The sequence below is a fragment of the Brevibacterium sp. UMB1308A genome (genome assembly GCF_030230605.1).
In the GTDB taxonomy this organism is placed as follows: Bacteria; Actinomycetota; Actinomycetes; order Actinomycetales; family Brevibacteriaceae; genus Brevibacterium.
The window spans coordinates 1-17,278 of the sequence record NZ_JASPDO010000002.1; the positions used below are offsets into that span (position 1 = coordinate 1).

Here is a 17,278-nt window from a genome sequence, read left to right on the forward strand (position 1 = left end):
ACACTGCTCTAACCCTGCGGCGTAAAGTGTCAACCATGTCGCGACTGACAATGTCAACGATGTCCCGACTGATCACAGGTGCGCCCCCGGCGTGATTCGAACACGCGACACCGGCTTTAGGAGAGCCGTGCTCTATCCCCTGAGCTACGGGGGCAACTAGACCAGGCAATACTACCAGGTCGCTGTATGTAGGTATAAGGGCCGGTAGCTCAAAGTGAGTGGGACGGCGCGGATTTTGCGCCGTCCCACTCACTTTGCGCGGTTTGGCCTACTGGTTTTTTCCAGGCTTACAGCAGTTCCAGGATCGTTGCGTTGGCCTGGCCACCACCTTCACACATCGACTGCAGGCCGTACTTGATGTTGTTGTTCACCATGTTGTGAATCATGGTCGTCATCAGGCGAGCGCCCGAACCACCCAACGGGTGACCCAGTGCGATCGCTCCACCGTGCGGGTTCAGCTGCTCAGGGTTGGCGCCAGTTTCCTTCAACCAAGCAAGCGGAACAGGTGCGAACGCTTCGTTAATCTCAAACGTTCCAATGTCGTCAATCGACAAGCCCGACTTCTTCAGTGCCTTCGCCGTTGCTGGGATCGGAGCGGTGAGCATCATGACAGGGTCGTCCCCAGCCAGCACGGCAGTGTGAACGCGGACCAGAGGGGTGAGCCCCAGTTCCTTAGCGCGCTGTGATGTCATCACCAGCATCGCGGCGGAACCGTCAGAAATCTGCGACGCGTTACCAGCGTGAATAACACCGTCTTCCTTAAACACAGTCTGCAGCTTCGCAAGCTTCTCTACACTGCCACCTCGGCGGATACCCTCATCAACGGACACCGTGCCATTTTCCGTCTCTACCGGAATGATCTGAGACTCAAACGCGCCAGCGTCAGTGGCCGCTGCTGCGAGTTCGTGCGAGCGCACAGCGAACTCGTCCAGTTCAGTGCGCGAGAAGCCCCACTTTTCAGCAATCATTTCCGCGCCGATACCCTGGTTCGGGTCATCACCTGGGTAGCGGTCTTTGAACTTGGTGCCATATGGCGACTTGCCCATTGAGGACGAGAACATGGGGTTGCGCGACATGGACTCGACACCACCAGCAATCGCGATGTCATACTGTCCAGACGCAACACCAGCAGCAGCGAAGTGCAGTGCCTGCTGGGACGAACCGCACTGGCGGTCAACAGTGACACCTGTGACGGACTCAGGGAGTCCAGCAGAAAGAGCTGCGGTGCGTGCGATGTCGCCCGTCTGCTCGCCGGCCTGCGTGACACAACCCCACACGACGTCGTCAATCAGGTTGGGGTCAATGCCAGTCGTTGAAACGATGTCTTCAATCACCAGAGCCGAAAGGTCTGCCGGGTGAATTCCACTGAGCATTCCTTCGCGTTTACCGGTGGGGGTGCGGCGCGCGGCAACAATAACTGCGTCGTTCATTCTTCTCCTTGTGCGGTAGGACCTATCCCGGCCAGCTTATGTGCTAAGTCACACTTTCATGAAACGTTGTCCAAGGTGTGGAGTAGGCGGTGTGGCACCACTAAGCGAAGCGTGAAAACAGATAGTGTTGCGATGTGTCTATGAGCAATTCCTCTATTAACTCTGCAGTCGCCGAGTGGAACGAACGTGCCACAAAAATCGGTGGCCGAGACACGATGTTGAACTTTCGTGACTCGCGTGAGGGCTCACTCGACCTCTCCGGCGCCCATCCTTCTGGTGTAGCGCAACTGCTTGCCGGGCGTGCCACACGCTTGTCCAGCCTCATCCGCAACACCGAACAGCTTGCGGATGCCCGACGCCGAGTCAAATCGATTCGCCACAAGGCGGACCAGCTGTCTTATGAACGCGGAATTCACACTGCGCACTTAGCGATCGGTTTCGCTCAGTGGTCCCGCGACATTGACGGCACTCGCACCGACTACTCCGCGCCCATTCTGCTGCGCCACGTTGAGCTCGTGCCTCGCGGCACCAACGTCGAAGACTTCGAAATCACCCTGGCCAACGACACAGTGGTCAACCCGGCCCTGGTGGAATACCTGCGCAAACACCACCGCGTTCACATTGATACCGACGAATGGATCGCCGCCACGCAAGAGTCGCACGGGTTCGACCCCACCGGCGTGTACAAGCGACTGCGGACAGCAACCCGGTCGGTACCCGGCCTGCTCGTCACCCAACGCCTCGTGGTGTCGACATTCGCAAACATCACCACTCCGTTCGGACGCGATGACCTCCCCCTGGACCACCCCGTTGTGCGCGCCCTGGCCGGCGACGCTGACGCTCGGCGCTCCCTGGCCCGAGGTGGTTCCAGTGACCCCGCCCCTGCGCCTGCCTCAGGAGAAGGGAAAGAAACCGCCGAGGTGGCGACGACCTCGGCGAAAAAGCCCGGACTGTCCGCAGGCGTTTCTGACGACAACACGAAGAACCTTCCCACGCTGGGAGCCAACGCAGACTCTGAGAAGTCCGAAGGTGCGGGCACAACGCTTAAGACCTCGGGGGAGAAAAAACAGAAGCGGTTGCGCAAAAGGCGTGAACTCCGCTCCTCGCTGGACGTGCAGACGACCCCACGCCTACCAGACCGATCGCCGTCGTCAGAATTCCTGGCCCTGGACGTGGACGGTGACCAACAGGCCGTTGTCGACGCTGCGCTAGCAGGGGAGTCGTTTGTTGTAGACACACCACCCGGGACAGGCGCCACTCAAGTGGCAACAGCGCTCGCAACCTCCTTGGCCCACGCGGGCAAGAGCGTGCTCTACGTTGCGCAAAGCTCAGACGCACTCGACGACTACGCTAAACGGCTCGACGACGCCGGGGTGCGGAACTTCGTCGTTGACGGACGAGAACGCATGAGCGACCTAAAAAAGCAGCTCGTGTCACTCATTATTTCCGCGGAACGAAGTGCCAAACCAGACCTGAATCAACTGCTCAACAAACTCACCGACACCCGTGAGCGACTGAGCGCGCACACAGCGTCCCTGCACCAAAAACGGGAGCCGTGGGGCACCTCGGTCTTTGCCACCCTGGAACACCTCGCCGCACTTACGGCCTCAGACCCGGGGCCGCTCACAGACGTGCGGTTCGACGACCGAGTCATGAAACTCGACCCGGTTGAGCGAGACGCCCTCAGAGAAGACCTGCTCAAGCTATCTGACCTGGGCGCTTTCACCATGGATGTGGAAGACACCGTGTGGTTCGGAGCCCGATTCGCCAACGACGAAGACGCCGAAACCGCCCGAGCAACCGCCGAACGAGCCGCCCGCCTAGTCACAGAACTGACAAAGCAAGCCGAACCCGTTTTGCGTTCAGCCGGCATGAACCCGGCCCGCAACGTCGACGCATGGGGCGCGTGCCTAGAAACCATCGTTGCCGTGTCACGCATGCTCAAACGATTCACGGAACAGGTGTTCGACGCCAACCTGGAAGAGCTCATCGCAGCAACAGGAACCGGTCAGTACCGGAGGCAACACAACATCGACCAGGGCATGTTTGAACGTGCCCGCCTGAAAAAGGAAGCCGCTGCACTCACCCGCGGCCCCGTTGCTGACCTGCACGAAGAGCTCAAAGGCGTCCGCGAACTCCGCGACCAGTGGTACCGACTCACGCGCGACACCTCAAAAACTCCGCACGCCGTTGACGGAGCAGATGAAGCGTTCGACGTGTACCAAGAACTCGAACTCAAACTGCGTCAACTCGACCCCATCATGGACGACACCCCTGACGGTGGCGACCTGGGACGCATGCTGGTCGAAGAACTCCAAGCCCGTTTGAGCGCAATGGGAGAAGATCGAGCTGCACTGGCAGATTTGCCGGCACGCACCTCGGCGGACGACAAACTACGAGAAGCCGGACTGGGCGACCTGCTCGACGACTTGCGCGCACGCAAGGTCCGGCACGCCGGTGTAGGAGCCGAATTCGACCTTGCCTACTGGGCCACAGTGCTGCAACAAATGGCTGCCGCCGACGCGCAGATCGGTGGTCACGACACTCGCGCACTGGACGACCTAGCGCGAGAGTTCCGCGACGCTGACCGGGAGTTCGTGAAAGCCGGCGGGGAACGTCTCATGTATGCCCACGCCGCAGGGTGGCGGCGCGCAATCGCAAGTTTTAAAGCTGAAGCGGAAAGTGTGCGCACCGCATTGCGCGCGCCTCACCTGCACATTCAACAGCTTGCGCTTGAGTCCCCACGCGTGTTGTCTGCGCTGGCACCAGTGTGGATGATGAGCCCGTTTGAAGTGCCCAACGTGTTTGCGGCGCAAGAGTTTTTTGACGTGGTCATCATTGCCGACGCGGCGCGTTTATCAGTTCCTGAGGCACTGCCCGCAATTGCGCGGGCCCGCCAAGTTGTGGCTCTAGGTGACCCGAGGCTTCCCGGGCCTAAACCGTTTTCCGTGAGCGTGAATCGGCACGCGGCTCCAGCACAGTCGTCTTCGGCAAGCGTGTTTACGGAGCTGGCAGAATTCTTGCCACTGAAAGGATTGCGCACGTACCACCGGGCAGCTCCACAAGGGTTGCTGGACTTGGTGAATGGGCACTTCTACGAGTCGGCAATTTCGTCCCTGCCTACGGCACGTACCAGCGAAGGTACGGGGCTTGAATTTGCATACGTCCCAGATGCAACGGGCGTGCCAGACTCTGTAACAGGCCAGGTGGAGAGCCCTGACCAGGAAGTTTCCCGCGTGGTGGACCTGGTGTTGCGTCACGCACGTACCAAACCACGTCAGTCCCTTGCGGTGATCACCTTGACACCGTGGCATGCGCAACGTGTCGCGTCAGCGGTGCAGACGGCGATTCGCCAGTACCCATACGTGGCGTCGTTCTTCACCGACACAACAAAAGAACCTTTTGTTGTCACCGATGTTGAGCGTGTGCAAGGTTTTGCACGCGACGCGGTGATTTTCTCTGTGGGTTATGGGCGAACCCTCCAGGGCCGAGTCTTGTACAACTTTGGCTCGCTTGAAGAGCCAGACAGCGAGAAGCTCTTGGCCGCGATTGTTACGCGTGCTCGGCAAAAGCTGACCCTGGTGTCTAGCTACGGTCCCACTGATCTGGAACGGTCACGCCTCAAGCATGGGTCACGGTATTTGCTCGAACTGATCACCGCTGTTGTCGCGGCGTCGCGCAGTGAAGCTGCCCGAGGTGGCGAACAGGGTGCTGGTGCGGCAAGTTCCCGTGGCGCGGGTGCAGGCACTGGTGCGCCAAACCCGCTGGTCGTCGACATTGCTGAACGTATGCGCAAGCTGGGTGCTCACCCCATTGTGAACTACAACGGTATCGACATTGCGGTGCCGGTGGGTAAGACCGTGGAACAGGGCATGGCATTGGCAATTGAAACGGACGGCTCCGCCTACGCGTCGACCCCGAGTGTGCGTGAACGCGAGCGTCTGCGCCGTGACTCGCTTGAGCGCCGTGGTTGGACGTGTGCGCGCATGTGGTCGATGGATGCGTTTGTTAATCCGCAAGCGGTTGCTCAACGCATGTTTGATTTGTGGCGCGAATCGGTTGAAGCGCACTCACCGCAGTCGGTGCTGGATGCCGCACGGGCAGCCTCGGTTGTGACTGGGCGCCGGGGCTCACGTCCTCAAGTGACTCCGGGCTTGCCCCTGCACGCGTACTCTGAGTCTGATCTTCACCAGATGCTCGAATGGATTCAGTCGGACAACCAGTTCCGCGACGACACCGAACTTGAGCATCAGTTGAAGAATGCGCTGGCTTACCGTGGGCACACTGATCTCAACGACACCATCGCTAAGGCTGTGCGCCGTTACCGTGAAGCGCAGGCACGTGCGAAAGCTGTGTTTGAAGAGCAGTCGCATGAAGGCTCTGAAAACGGCCGAGGTGGTGAAGAGCAGGAGCTCGACCAGGACGCGATCATGCCCACGTATGACACGGGCGTTCTGCGGGATGAGGACTTGATCGACGCAGGCCTTCGTGAAGATGAGCGAGACGAAAAGCGTGGCGACGCGTAAGGGGAGTTCGGAAGAACCGTCAGAAGCCGCGCGTCGGAAACGAGCACAACTGGCTAAAGAAAAGTACCGACGTTTGCTGGGTAACCGATCAGGTGAGACCGCGGCGGGCGACTCCGGCTTGTCGCACGAAAAACCACCTCACTGGGGCGACCAGTTGTTTACACGGCCCGAGCGTAGGTAGACAAAAAGCAAGCGCCCCGCACATCAATGCGGAGCGCCTGCTAGAAACTGATTGAGCGAAAAGCTTAGTGCTTGCCAGCTTCACCAAAGGTGGTGTCAGCGTCGTCAGATGAAACGCTGTTTGCGTGAGCTTCGCCTGGAAGGCCAGCGCTCTGGTTCTGAGCAACCAGGAGGTCGCGAATTTCGGTGAGCAGTTCTTCGCTGGTAGCAGGAACGTCTTCTTCTTCAGCGTTGCGGTTGCGCCATTCGTTGAGGCGGTTCATGGGCATGATGATGATGAAGTACACAACAGCCGCAATGATGAGGAAGTTGATCGCTGCGGTGATAACGGCACCAAAGTCAACGAAAGTTTCGGCGCGCTCCGGGCGGATGCGGAATCCGAGTCCACCTACTTCAGGCGAACCGACAGCAGCGATCAGCGGGTTGATGATCTTGTCCGAAACAGCGGTAACGATTGCGGTGAACGCGCCACCGATAATAACGGCGGTCGCCAATTCGATGACGTTTCCGCGCAGAATGAAATCTCTAAAACCTTTGAACATGTCTGCCTTTCAACGGGCACGCCAGATTGGTGCCGAAAAATGAAGTGGATTTTGCGCTCAACCGAGCACCACATAATTTACCAAAGTTAAAGGATCAACTTCTTGCTCGTGCCCCGTTTAGTTACGAAAAACACATCATGAGGTGTCCTGCGTCTCATTATCCCCGAGTAACCCAAAACTCAACCCAGCATTTCCCGCTAGCTTGGGCGCATCTTCCTGCCTGACCGCGATTGTGACGACACTGGTCTGGCCGGTGAACTGGTCGTTCGCGGTAGTGACGGAAATGACCAGCGCGTCGTCTACCAGCGAGGTCGCTTCTTCAGATGTCGCAGAATACACCTGAATGCGGTGGCCGGGCCGCAGTACCGAGGTGGTTGCCGGGTCGCTCACGCTGATGGGCACCCGTACGTGCCCTGGTGGGATATGTTCAGGCGCGGATTCCAGTAGCGCCGTTGTGGTTACGGGCGTGCCGGCATCAAGGGAAGACGCCGAGGTCGTTCCGATTACCTGCTCCGGGTCGCTGACCGCGTTTTCAGGTATCAGTTGCGGAGGGAAGACTCGGGTTGTGACAAGGCGGGCGGTGATGACAGTGCCAGGGTCGATGCGTGTGTGCGCTACGACGATGCGATCGCCGTGGGAGCGGGGGAGGAGCACTATAACGAGCGTGACAGTTGCGAGCCCTGCGCACACTGCTGCCAAAAGCCGACGTTGCGTATGCGTGAGCCGGCGTGGTGGTGCGTTTGGACTTTTCTTTTCCGTGGAGCCGGTTAGGCGCTTCAACCATGTGTTCATACATCAAGTGTGAAAGCGCAAAGCGTCTACGGGAAGGGCCTTGGTGAATCTGTGGAAAACTCGTTCACCTGTGTCGTTCAGTTGAAAGTGGCAGAGCTCGGCTGAGCTCGGGAAGTCCCAGTTAGACCTAGGAAGCCGAGGACCCTGAGGAACTAGACCCGGAAGAGCTGGACGAGCTCGACGCTGCAGAAGAACTCGAACCCCCGGTTGAACTAGCACCAGAACCAGAGCTTGAGCCACTGCCACTGGACGACCCAGAAGCACCGCCCGAACCAGACCCACCACTACGCGAGTCGGTGCGGTAGAAACCTGAGCCCTTAAACGTCACACCCACTGAGCCGAAGACTTTGCGCAAGGATTCCTTGCCACATTCTGGGCAGGTGGTCAGCGAGTCGTCGCTGAAGCTTTGGTGGATATCGAATGCGTGATCACATTCGCGGCATGCATAGGAGTACGTGGGCATTATCAACCTTTCTGACCGCCCAATTATATGCACACATGCGCGATGCCGAATGTGTCACGCCAACCGCCAGCGCCGCCAACCACCACCAGCGCCAACTGCTAAAGCCACCAGCTATACCGTGTGCAGCCCCTCTTCCGTCACAACGGCATCAACGCGCAAGTCCCACGCAGCCACAGGAAACTTCTCGCCGTACTCAGCTTCGAAACACACCCCCACGCTCAGTGGCAGGTGATGCCCGGGCTCGCGCAGCAGAGGCGCGACACCTTGCGGCCCAAACGTGCGGTCGTAGAACCCGCCGCCGTTGCCCAGGCGGTCGCCTTCAGTTGAGAAACTCAGTCCTGGAATCAAGGCAAGGCCGAGGTCGCTGACAAGTTGTTCTGCACCCACAGTTGCGCGCGGTTCGCGGATACCCCACGTGCCCGCCGGGGTGAGTTCCTTCATCGGCACCGTCGCCTCTCCAAACATCAACGGTTCGCCCGCCCCTGTCACCACGGGGAGATACACGCGCGCCCCGTTAGTCCGCGCCTGGTCAAGGGCATCGTCAATGGACGGTTCATGCGCAATGCTCGCGTACGCCAAGATGTTGAGGTGCGCACCTTTCCTCATAACAGACTCAATGAGCGCGCTGACCTGAGCGTTCAACTCTGAACGCGCTGGATGGTCTGCGGATAAAGTCCTCCGGCGTGACCTAATTCGCTGACGCAACTCTTTCTTACGGGCGTGTGCCACCGTTCCTTCCATACCAGCACCTTAGAATGAGGACATGAGTAACACGAAGTCTGTTAAAAAAGCCGTCATTCCCGTTGCTGGTTTGGGAACCCGATTCCTGCCCGCAACCAAGGCGACTCCAAAAGAAATGTTGCCGGTGGTCGATAAGCCGGCCATTCAGTACGTGGTTGAGGAAGCAGTCAACGCTGGTATTCACGACGTGCTCATGGTGACCGGGCGTAACAAGCGCCCGTTGGAGGACCACTTCGACAAGGTTGACGGTTTGGAAGCAGCGCTGAAGGCAAAGGGTGACGACAAGAAGTTGCGCTCGGTTCAGCACGCTTCCGAACTCGCAGACATTCACTACGTGCGCCAGGGTGATCCGCTGGGCTTGGGGCACGCAGTGCTTAAGGGTGAACAGCACGTGGGTGACGAACCGTTCGCTGTTCTTCTGGGCGACGACCTCATCGATGAGAACAACCCAATCCTGCCCACGATGATGGCGGTCCAGGAAGCAACCGGTGGTTCAGTTGTTGCCCTCATGGAGGTGCCCGCAGACAGCATTAACCTTTATGGATGCGCAGCCGTAGAAGACACAGACGTTGAGAACGCCGTGAAGATCACTGACCTGGTTGAGAAGCCTGCGGTTGATGAGGCTCCGTCAAACCTGGCAGTTATTGGCCGTTATGTTTTGGCGCCCGAGGTGTTCGAAGTTTTGCGTAACACTCCACCCGGACGTGGAAATGAGATCCAGCTGACTGACGCTCTGAAGACTCTGGCTGAGGACCCCAACTCGAACGGGGTTTACGGCGTGGTCTTCAGCGGTGACCGCTACGACACCGGTGACAAACTCAGCTATCTCAAAGCGGTGGTGACGTTGGCTGGGCGCAGGGACGACCTCGGCGAGGAACTCAACGCGTGGCTGACCGAATACGTTGCGGGTCTTAAGTGACAGCTGGCCAGTTTGAACCACCGCAGTTCAGCGCGGTTATCGCGTATGATCCTGCGGTGGTTTCGCCACAGACTCTCAAGCACGCCCTATATGTGTGCTCAGTGAATGAGTTCAACGCGATTGAACACCCGGTTGAAAACGCCCAAGACATGAGTGGTGTGCTGACGAAGGCAAGAACGTCGCTGGACCTTCTTATTTACCTGGGCGATTTGCCGGTACGGTCCATCGACCCCGTGTGCCACACGATTGAACTCGAACTCGATTCCCGAACTCCCGGTGTCGTGAACCTGGCGCGTGATGTGCTCATGGAGTCGGGGCATACTCGGGCTTTGTTCGAACACATAGTTGCCGGCTGGGTGGGGCGCACGTTAGTGATGACGTTGACGGCGAATTCAGGTGCGTTAACGGAAACGCTTATTGAAATCCTGCCGGCCTACGCCGAGCTCATGGACCCCAACCCTCAGCCACCCAAACCGCGTTTGACAGCGGCGGGAAGCGCAGACGGGCCGGTGAGCGAGAATGACACGGACACCGCCACAATTCTTCGAATGCCCAAGCGTTCTCGCGATTAGCCATGGTGGATTGGTGGCCGTCTCGGCTGGTCGACGCAGACCTGACCTTGCGCCCGCTACTGCGGACAGACAAGCGCGAGTATGTTGAGGTCCGGTCCGTTAACGCGCAGTGGCTGGAACCGTGGGAAGCGACCACCCCGGGCTGGGAGGGGAGCATTCCCACGTTTTCACGTCTGCGCAAATTGCTGAACAGCGCCGGCAAGCGGGGCGAACTACTTCCATACGCCCTGATTGTGGACGGCCGTTTCCGAGGTCAGCTCACCGTCAGTGGGATCAGTTGGGGATCGCTGAGGTCGGCGTCCCTGGGGTACTGGATCGACTCGCGGGTAGCAGGCAGGGGATATACACCTCGGGCCGTTGCCCTGGCAACAGATTTCTGCTTTTTTGAGCTGGGACTTCACCGCATGGAAATCAACATTCGACCGGAAAACGCGGCCAGCCTGCGGGTGGTCGAAAAGCTGGGATTCAGGGATGAAGGCGTGCGAAAAGAGTACATGCACATCAATGGGGAGTGGGCCGACCACCGCACTTTTGCGTTGCTTTCAACTGAGGTGCCAGAAGGACTCATGACTCGGTTCAGGCGTAATACTGAGCCACGTAAGTCACGCGAATAACAGGAGGCTTTCGCAACACTCCGCGCGTGGTCCTCAGCAGTGAATCACATTGCTCATAAGGTAAGAATGTGGACACAAGTATCGTCATTCTCATCATCATCGGAGTGCTTGTGTTCGCGTTACCTTCCCTGGTTAAAGGAGTGGCCAAAGCAGGTGACGCGGACACGGTGCCGCCGTCAGCTCGCGACCTACGAACAGGTTCGCGCACACACTGCGATGGCCAAGCGTCCCAGCCACACACGCTACTCACCGGTGAGCTCGCAGACATTCCAGAAACTGGCGTCCCGTTTGCGACGCAGCCTCCGAGTATTTCTTTGCGCAGGCCTGAGCCTGAACTCACCGTACTTGCTGGCGGGCTGGACACAGAAGAGTTGGCTCACGAAGAAGCCCACGATCACGTGTACTTAGCCCCAGCCTCCGGGATGGAATCCGTCGCTGTTTCACACCGACCATTGGACATTCGCATGACCGCACACACACCTAAGCCCCAAACTCCGCAGTCTCACGGCTCAAAGCCTCACACGCCTCAGTCTCACGCAGCTAAGCTGCATTCGGCGAAGACCCCGGGCAAACCAGCTGGAGGTAAAACCCCTGTGAAGGGCACGCCAGCAAAAGCTACGAAGCCCACGGTCGTTAAGGCTGAGGCTGCCCCACGTCAGGCCGGTGTTTCCGCGCCAGGTCAGCGCGAAACGAACAAGCTCAAGCGGCTACTTGCCCTTGGATTCATGGGACTGCTTGTGGTGGCCGTGGTTACGGGTGCGTTTTCGATTTTTGGCCCTTTGAGCTTCGCCGCGCCGGTGCTCACCCTGGCCGCTTCGCTCGCGTGTCTCACCGGGGTGGTTGCGCTGAACAGTGTGAACGAGCCTGCTTCGGTTGTGGCATCTGCTGAAGCTTCCCGAGTTGGCGCCAAAGTTAGTGCTGAAAAAGCACGCGGTGCGCAGAAAGTGCGTGCGGAAAAAGCAACGCCTGTTGCGCGCGAAAGTGCTGTAAAACCACGAGTCTCGGCGGCAGAGGCGATCACGTCCGAAATCCCAGTCGTCAAAGACCAGGCACGCGACACAGCGCAGAGTAAAGCAACTGAACCAAAGCCTGCAGAGCCAAAGCAAGACGCAACACGTGACTCCGAGCAGACTGAGAAACACACTGTTGCGCAGAACTCGCCGTCCTCAACAGACCAGAGCCTCAGCGTAAAAGAAGCCTCCGAGGCACCGGAACTTCACTTGGGTGAAAAGTTCGAAGAACTCAGCCAAGGTAAAGGCTGGTTCCCCAAGGACATGCCGGTCCCCACGTACGTCACGAAGGCGCACGCGGAGCCGGCAACCACCTCGGGCAAGGTGGAGGCAGCGCAGACCTCTTACGGCGACTCCCCATCTGACCGTGAAGAGCTGGCGCGTGCGTTTGCCGCCGAGGTGGGCGCCCGCCCCGAGCTTGAAGACGCGGCTAAGGACTCGGCCGCTTTGCGTCACGGCAAGGCAGCGATCCGCTCAGACAAGAAGCTGGCAAACGACAACGCTCGCGCGGTGGTCGACGACGTTCTGGCGCGTCGCCGCGCATAATTCTTGCTGTAACCGTCTAGAAACGGCTGGAGCTCGGGTGCTTACTGTAAGCATCCGAGCTCCAAGCGTATGAACCGTCTTTAGCTTCGCGGTGTTGCTACGTACTTCACTTCGAGGTACTCGTCGATTCCGACGTTGGAGCCTTCACGGCCCAGGCCGGACTGCTTGACGCCTCCGAACGGCGCTGCGGGGTTCGACACCAGGCCGGTGTTCAAGCCCACCATGCCAACCTGCAACTGTTCAGACAGGCGCAGACCGCGGTCCAGGGACTGTGTGAAGATGTAGCCAGCCAGTCCAAAGTCCGTGGAGTTGGCCTGCTCAATCGCTTCGTCGTCGCTGGTGAACGTGAAGATCGGGGCTACCGGGCCAAAGATCTCTTCGACTGCGATGTCAGCGTCGCGGGGGACATCGGTCAAAACGGTGGGCTGGTAGAAGTAGCCCGGGCCGTCGATCTTCTTCCCACCCGTTGCGACCTTTGCGCCCTTGGCAACAGCATCGCTGACCAGGCTGTCGACCTTGTCGCGTGCGGATTCTTCGACCAGTGGCCCAATGTCCACACCTTCTTCAATGCCGTTGCCCACCTTGAGTGCTTCCATGCGCTCGACCATCTTCGCAGCGAAGTCTTGGGCTAGGGACTCGTGGACGTAGAAACGGTTGGCAGCCGTGCACGCTTCACCAATGTTGCGCATCTTCGCAAGCATGGCGCCTTCGACGGCAGCGTCCAGGTCAGCGTCTTCGCACACGACAAACGGAGCGTTTCCACCCAGTTCCATGGACGACTTCATGACGTTTTGTGCCGCCTGCTCCAGCAGCCCAATGCCCACACCGGTTGATCCGGTAAAGGACACTTTGCGAGCAATCCCGGATTCCATCCACGGAGTGACAACGCGGCTTGCTGACTTTGAAGTCACAACGTTGAGCACTCCTGCAGGAAGGCCCGCGTCTTCCAGAGCTTGTACCAACATGAGTGAGGTCAGCGGGGTGAGCTTGGCGGGTTTGAACACCATGGTGCACCCGGCGGCAATGGCTGGTCCGATCTTGCGGGTGCCCATCGCCAACGGGAAGTTCCACGGCGTGACCAGCACGCACGGTCCAACTGGTTCACGGGAAACCATGAGGCGTGTCTTGCCGTCGGTGGACATCGTGAAGTCGCCACCAACACGCACAGCTTCTTCCGCAAACCAGCGGAAAAATTCGGCGCCATAGGCAACCTCGCCCTTGGACTCAGTGAGTGACTTACCCATTTCAGAGCACATCACTGCGGCAATGTCGTCCTGACGTTCCATGAGAATTTCAAAAGCGCGTCGCAAAATCTCAGAGCGTTCGCGCGGAGCCGTTGCTGCCCATTCTTTTTGGGCGTCACCGGCGACCTTGATGGCTTCAAGAGCGTCTTCTTGGGTTCCGTCAGCAACGCGTGCGATCACGTCACCGGTTGCGGGGTTTTCCACGTCGAACGTGTTGCCACCTTTGGCATCACGCCACTGACCGTTGATCCAAAGGCCGGTAGGTACCTTGTCAATAATGCTCTGCACGTCCATGTTGTGCCTTTCCTTTTAGCCGGTTGCTTTCGTTTCAGCTAGGGGTTCTGTTTTAGACAGGTGTGGTTTTAAGCCAGATGCTCTTTGTATTCGGGGTTCTTCTCAATGAAGTGCTCAACGTAGGAACACCCAGCTTGGATCAAGAATCCGTCACTGATCGAGTCATCAAGAGCGTGCCGGACAACCTTGCCTGCAAGCCCGAGCCCGCCGTACTCGGGCTGAGTCACGGTGTGGTTGAAATCGCGGATGCGCGCTTCAGCATCTTCGGTGTATGCGCAAAATGCAATCGATGCACCCTGATATTCCACACTGTAGAGGCGGTCTTTTTCGTTGTGGACGATTGCGATGTCGTCTGCGTTGAACTCCATACAGCCAACTGTATGCGTTCGTTATGCTGAGAGCATGGCGAGTCAGGAAGTTTTACATATTGATTCTCACGAAGTAGACGCCGCTTTGGACTTTGCCGGGGCTGTTGAGGTCCTGCGAGGCACCTTGGCTAACGGCTTTGATCCCGAAACTGATGGCGTGCGAACCCGCAGTGAACTCCGAGGTGGTGAGTTCCTCTTCATGCCATCCCAGGTGGGTGCGTACGCGGGGGTGAAAGTACTCACCTCCACACCAGATAACCCGGAACGTGGCGAACCGCTTATCCAGGGAACGTGCCTGCTGTTAGACGGCACTACGCACCGTACACTCGCAACCATTGACGGGGTAGCGCTCACTAACTTGCGCACTCCCGCGGTCTCTCTTGCCGGAGTGCTCCCGTTTGCTAAAGAACGCAACCCTGAAGGCCTGTCCATGGTGGTTTTTGGCAACGGTGTGCAGGCGGTGCCACACATTCGCGCCGCCCACCAGAATCTGCCCATCACTCGCACAAGCGTGATCGTGCGCACCCCAGGCCGTGGTGACCAGGTTGTCAAAGACGCCCACGCACATGGCATCGAAGTCGACCAGATTGTCGCGGAATCCTCGCAGGCGACTGGGGCCCTCCAGGAGGCTGGGCTGGTAGTGACTGCCACCTCGGCGTCCGAACCTCTTTTTGACGCTTCCCTCATCAATGACAGCGCTTGCGTTGTAGCGATGGGCTCCCACACCCCGGACGCGCGTGAACTTCCCGGTGAACTGTTAGGCCGGGCGACCGTCCTGGTGGAAAGCATGGCCACGGCGAAAGTGGAGTGCGGTGACGTCATCCAGGCAGTCAATGAAGGGCACCTGACATGGGGAGATGTCCGAACATGGGCGCACTCACTGGAAGCAGGTGCCGTAGCTAGCGACGCCCCGGTGGTGTTCAAATCGGCCGGAATGTCGTGGGAAGACATCGCGGTCGCAGCTGCGATTTACGAAGCGGTCAAAGGTGAGCGTGGCTGAGGCTTTAACGCCTGTGCGGGTGACCGCCCAAGAGATCAAACCGTGGGTCGCGTTGGTGGAGTCCGCCTACCGAGGTGAGGCTTCCCGCGCCGGATGGACCACCGAGGCGGATTTGCTGGCTGGTCAACGGCTGGACGCCGCGATGGCAGCTGAGGTGCTCGCCCAGGACGACACCGTTGTGTTCGCGGTCCCCGCCCACGTGCCCGGAGCGACTGAGACCAGCACCTCCTCGCCCGAGGCGGTAACTACTTTTGCCGCGTCCGTCCAGTTGGTGCGCATCAGTAAGCGGGAGGCGTACTTGGGTATGTTTGCAGTGTCGCCAGATCAGCAGGGGAGCGGGCTGGGTTCGCGGTTGATGGCGTGGGCAGAAAACTGGGTGCGTTCCCAGTGGGGTGTTCGCAGTATCAAGATGACCGTGATTCGACAGCGCAGTGAACTGATTGAGTTCTACAGGCGCAGAGGATACGAGCCCACTGGGAAACTGAACCGTTCCCGTACGGCGATGAGCGCTTTGGCACACCCCTGCGTGATGATCTGGAATTTGTGGTGCTGTCAAGAGGGCTGGACATACCGAACTAGCTTGCAAGCATAGTTGGCACGACAAGCAAACCGATCAATGCAACTGGCCCAATCACTACCATTGAAAGCCCAAATCGAGTGAGCACTCGAACCAACCGGGGTTTGTCTTCTTCTGGGGCAGTTGCGACAACTGTGGCGCCCAAAGTGGAAAACGGACTGACATCGACCACTGCTGAGCAAATTCCGAGCGCAGCGATGAGTGCCCAGCCTGGAAGGCTTCCATCTGCAATCAGTGGTAACGCGAGAGGAACAAGCGCGGCTAGGATCCCAGTGGTCGAAGCAAAAGCTGAGACCAGACCTCCCACAAGGCACAGAACAAAAGCCGCAACAATGGGCGATCCCGCCGATTTAGCGGCCTCTCCCAGAAGGTCGACCGCACCCATGTGCTCGAGAACTCCCACGAATGTGATGATCCCGCCCACGAGAAGGACGGTCGACCAGTCGATCTTGCTGACTGAGTTCTTTCCTGTAGAAGGGTCGATAAGCGTCAATACGGAAGCAAACGCAAAGCAAAGAATTCCAATATCAGGCTCCTTACCAAAAGCCGCGAGTGCTATCACAGCGCCGATCAAAGCGACGATCATAACGACAGTCAGGATCTGAACCGTGGTGAGTTTTTGGACGGCGACCGACTCGTTGTCAGCGTCTGCAGAGCTGTACATTGCTTCGTCGTCATCGCTAAGAAAATCACCGCTCGCGATTGACGCTTTCCCTCGGTTGAGAGCCGTTTCCCGCTCAAACGGGTGGTTGCCCTGTGTGCGAGCAGTTGCCAGGTCCGGTACGCCAATCGAACGTTGAGTTGACGTCTGCGTGCGCATAAGCGAACGCCCGAACATGGTGTAAGTGACTGCCAGCATAATCACGTAAGTGGCTACAGCGATTCCAAACAAAACAAACGGGTGCAATGATATGCCTGCTGAGTGCGCTGTTCCGTAGGTGACGATGCCGTAAAGGCTTGTAGGAGCAAAACCACCAGCGCCAATTGCAAAACACACAGCCAAGCCCATCAGCGCAAAGTCGATCTTGTACCTGCGAGCAACTTGCATCGCTACAGGCATCATGACCAGTCCCGCGAGTGGTGCACCCATCGATGCAATTCCCATGGTGAGAAGAAAGAACACAAGTGGCAACAAGGCGGCTCGGTTTCCGACCTTCGTTAGTGCTCTATCAATGAGGGCGTCAATGGTGCCGTTAGTTTGTGCGATCGCAAAGAAATACGTGACTCCGACGAGCAGAATCATGATGTTCAGTGGGAAACCTTCAACGATTTCCTTTACTTCCATCCCCGCGAGAACGATTCCTGTTCCTGCCGCTCCAGCAATCATCAGCACGCCAATGTGCACACCTCGAATGGCGCCGATCGCAAAGAGAGCAACGAAGATGAGTAGAGCAAAGATCTCAGCCATTGAAATTTTGTCCTCTCGTCTAACAAAGTCTTGAGTATCGTACACACCCTGC

The 17,278-nt window shown here is 58.4% G+C and carries 15 protein-coding genes and 1 tRNA gene; 7 read left to right on the top strand and 9 right to left on the bottom strand.

Translation table 11 applies throughout. The features are described from left to right. Positions 1 to 81: 81 nt before the first annotated feature. Positions 82 to 154, bottom strand: a tRNA-Arg gene (locus tag QP868_RS01270). Between the two features lie 133 nt (positions 155 to 287). Beyond that, on the bottom strand, positions 288 to 1,430 hold the full coding sequence (locus QP868_RS01275) for a thiolase family protein (RefSeq protein WP_284924721.1): 1,143 nt from the start codon (positions 1,428 to 1,430) through the stop codon (positions 288 to 290). Positions 1,431 to 1,570: 140 nt separating this feature from the next. Between QP868_RS01275 and QP868_RS01280 the strand changes: the two genes are divergently transcribed. Beyond that, complete coding sequence (locus QP868_RS01280) at positions 1,571 to 5,956, top strand: DUF4011 domain-containing protein (RefSeq protein ID WP_284924723.1); 4,386 nt, start codon at positions 1,571 to 1,573, stop codon at positions 5,954 to 5,956. A 245-nt stretch (positions 5,957 to 6,201) separates the two neighbouring features. On the opposite strand, the gene mscL is transcribed toward QP868_RS01280, so the two are convergent. The 4 genes from mscL to QP868_RS01300 form a co-directional block, all read right to left on the bottom strand. Beyond that, the gene (mscL, locus tag QP868_RS01285) at positions 6,202 to 6,678 is read right to left on the bottom strand and encodes a large conductance mechanosensitive channel protein MscL (RefSeq protein ID WP_284924724.1); all 477 of its coding nucleotides are present in this window, start codon (positions 6,676 to 6,678) and stop codon (positions 6,202 to 6,204) included. Between the two features lie 135 nt (positions 6,679 to 6,813). Further along, positions 6,814 to 7,470 carry an SAF domain-containing protein gene (locus tag QP868_RS01290; RefSeq protein WP_284924725.1) on the bottom strand — a complete coding sequence of 219 codons (657 nt, stop codon included), beginning with the start codon at positions 7,468 to 7,470 and terminating at the stop codon, positions 6,814 to 6,816. Positions 7,471 to 7,597: 127 nt separating this feature from the next. Next, positions 7,598 to 7,933 carry an FmdB family zinc ribbon protein gene (locus QP868_RS01295; RefSeq protein WP_284924727.1) on the bottom strand — a complete coding sequence of 112 codons (336 nt, stop codon included), beginning with the start codon at positions 7,931 to 7,933 and terminating at the stop codon, positions 7,598 to 7,600. A gap of 111 nt (positions 7,934 to 8,044) precedes the next feature. Then, positions 8,045 to 8,674 carry a 5-formyltetrahydrofolate cyclo-ligase gene (locus QP868_RS01300; RefSeq protein ID WP_284924728.1) on the bottom strand — a complete coding sequence of 210 codons (630 nt, stop codon included), beginning with the start codon at positions 8,672 to 8,674 and terminating at the stop codon, positions 8,045 to 8,047. A gap of 22 nt (positions 8,675 to 8,696) precedes the next feature. Here QP868_RS01300 and galU point away from each other — a divergent pair, with 22 nt between their 5' ends. From galU to QP868_RS01320, 4 genes are all read left to right on the top strand, one after another. After that, complete coding sequence (galU, locus tag QP868_RS01305; protein WP_284924729.1) at positions 8,697 to 9,593, top strand: UTP--glucose-1-phosphate uridylyltransferase GalU; 897 nt, start codon at positions 8,697 to 8,699, stop codon at positions 9,591 to 9,593. Continuing rightward, positions 9,590 to 10,165, top strand: coding sequence for a hypothetical protein (locus QP868_RS01310; protein ID WP_284924731.1), 576 nt, complete (start codon positions 9,590 to 9,592; stop codon positions 10,163 to 10,165). The genes galU and QP868_RS01310 overlap by 4 nt, the downstream gene beginning before the upstream one ends. Positions 10,166 to 10,167: 2 nt before the next feature. Continuing rightward, on the top strand, positions 10,168 to 10,779 hold the full coding sequence (locus QP868_RS01315) for a GNAT family N-acetyltransferase (RefSeq protein WP_284924732.1): 612 nt from the start codon (positions 10,168 to 10,170) through the stop codon (positions 10,777 to 10,779). 68 nt (positions 10,780 to 10,847) lie between these two features. Beyond that, positions 10,848 to 12,335, top strand: coding sequence for a hypothetical protein (locus QP868_RS01320; RefSeq protein ID WP_284924733.1), 1,488 nt, complete (start codon positions 10,848 to 10,850; stop codon positions 12,333 to 12,335). 80 nt (positions 12,336 to 12,415) lie between these two features. On the opposite strand, the gene QP868_RS01325 is transcribed toward QP868_RS01320, so the two are convergent. Beyond that, positions 12,416 to 13,873 (bottom strand): NAD-dependent succinate-semialdehyde dehydrogenase, encoded by a 1,458-nt coding sequence (locus QP868_RS01325; protein ID WP_284924735.1) that lies wholly within the window; start codon positions 13,871 to 13,873, stop codon positions 12,416 to 12,418. A 68-nt stretch (positions 13,874 to 13,941) separates the two neighbouring features. After that, a complete protein-coding gene (locus QP868_RS01330; protein ID WP_284924736.1) occupies positions 13,942 to 14,241 on the bottom strand; it encodes a GNAT family N-acetyltransferase in 300 nt (99 codons plus the stop codon). Between the two features lie 34 nt (positions 14,242 to 14,275). On the opposite strand from QP868_RS01330, the gene QP868_RS01335 reads away from it, so the two are divergent. Next, the gene (locus tag QP868_RS01335; RefSeq protein ID WP_284924737.1) at positions 14,276 to 15,241 is read left to right on the top strand and encodes an ornithine cyclodeaminase family protein; all 966 of its coding nucleotides are present in this window, start codon (positions 14,276 to 14,278) and stop codon (positions 15,239 to 15,241) included. Continuing rightward, positions 15,234 to 15,833, top strand: coding sequence for a GNAT family N-acetyltransferase (locus QP868_RS01340; protein ID WP_284924738.1), 600 nt, complete (start codon positions 15,234 to 15,236; stop codon positions 15,831 to 15,833). The genes QP868_RS01335 and QP868_RS01340 overlap by 8 nt, the downstream gene beginning before the upstream one ends. On the opposite strand, the gene QP868_RS01345 is transcribed toward QP868_RS01340, so the two are convergent. Next, on the bottom strand, positions 15,817 to 17,226 hold the full coding sequence (locus QP868_RS01345; RefSeq protein ID WP_284924739.1) for an SLC13 family permease: 1,410 nt from the start codon (positions 17,224 to 17,226) through the stop codon (positions 15,817 to 15,819). The two genes, QP868_RS01340 and QP868_RS01345, sit on opposite strands and share 17 nt — an antisense overlap. Positions 17,227 to 17,278 lie beyond the last annotated feature (52 nt).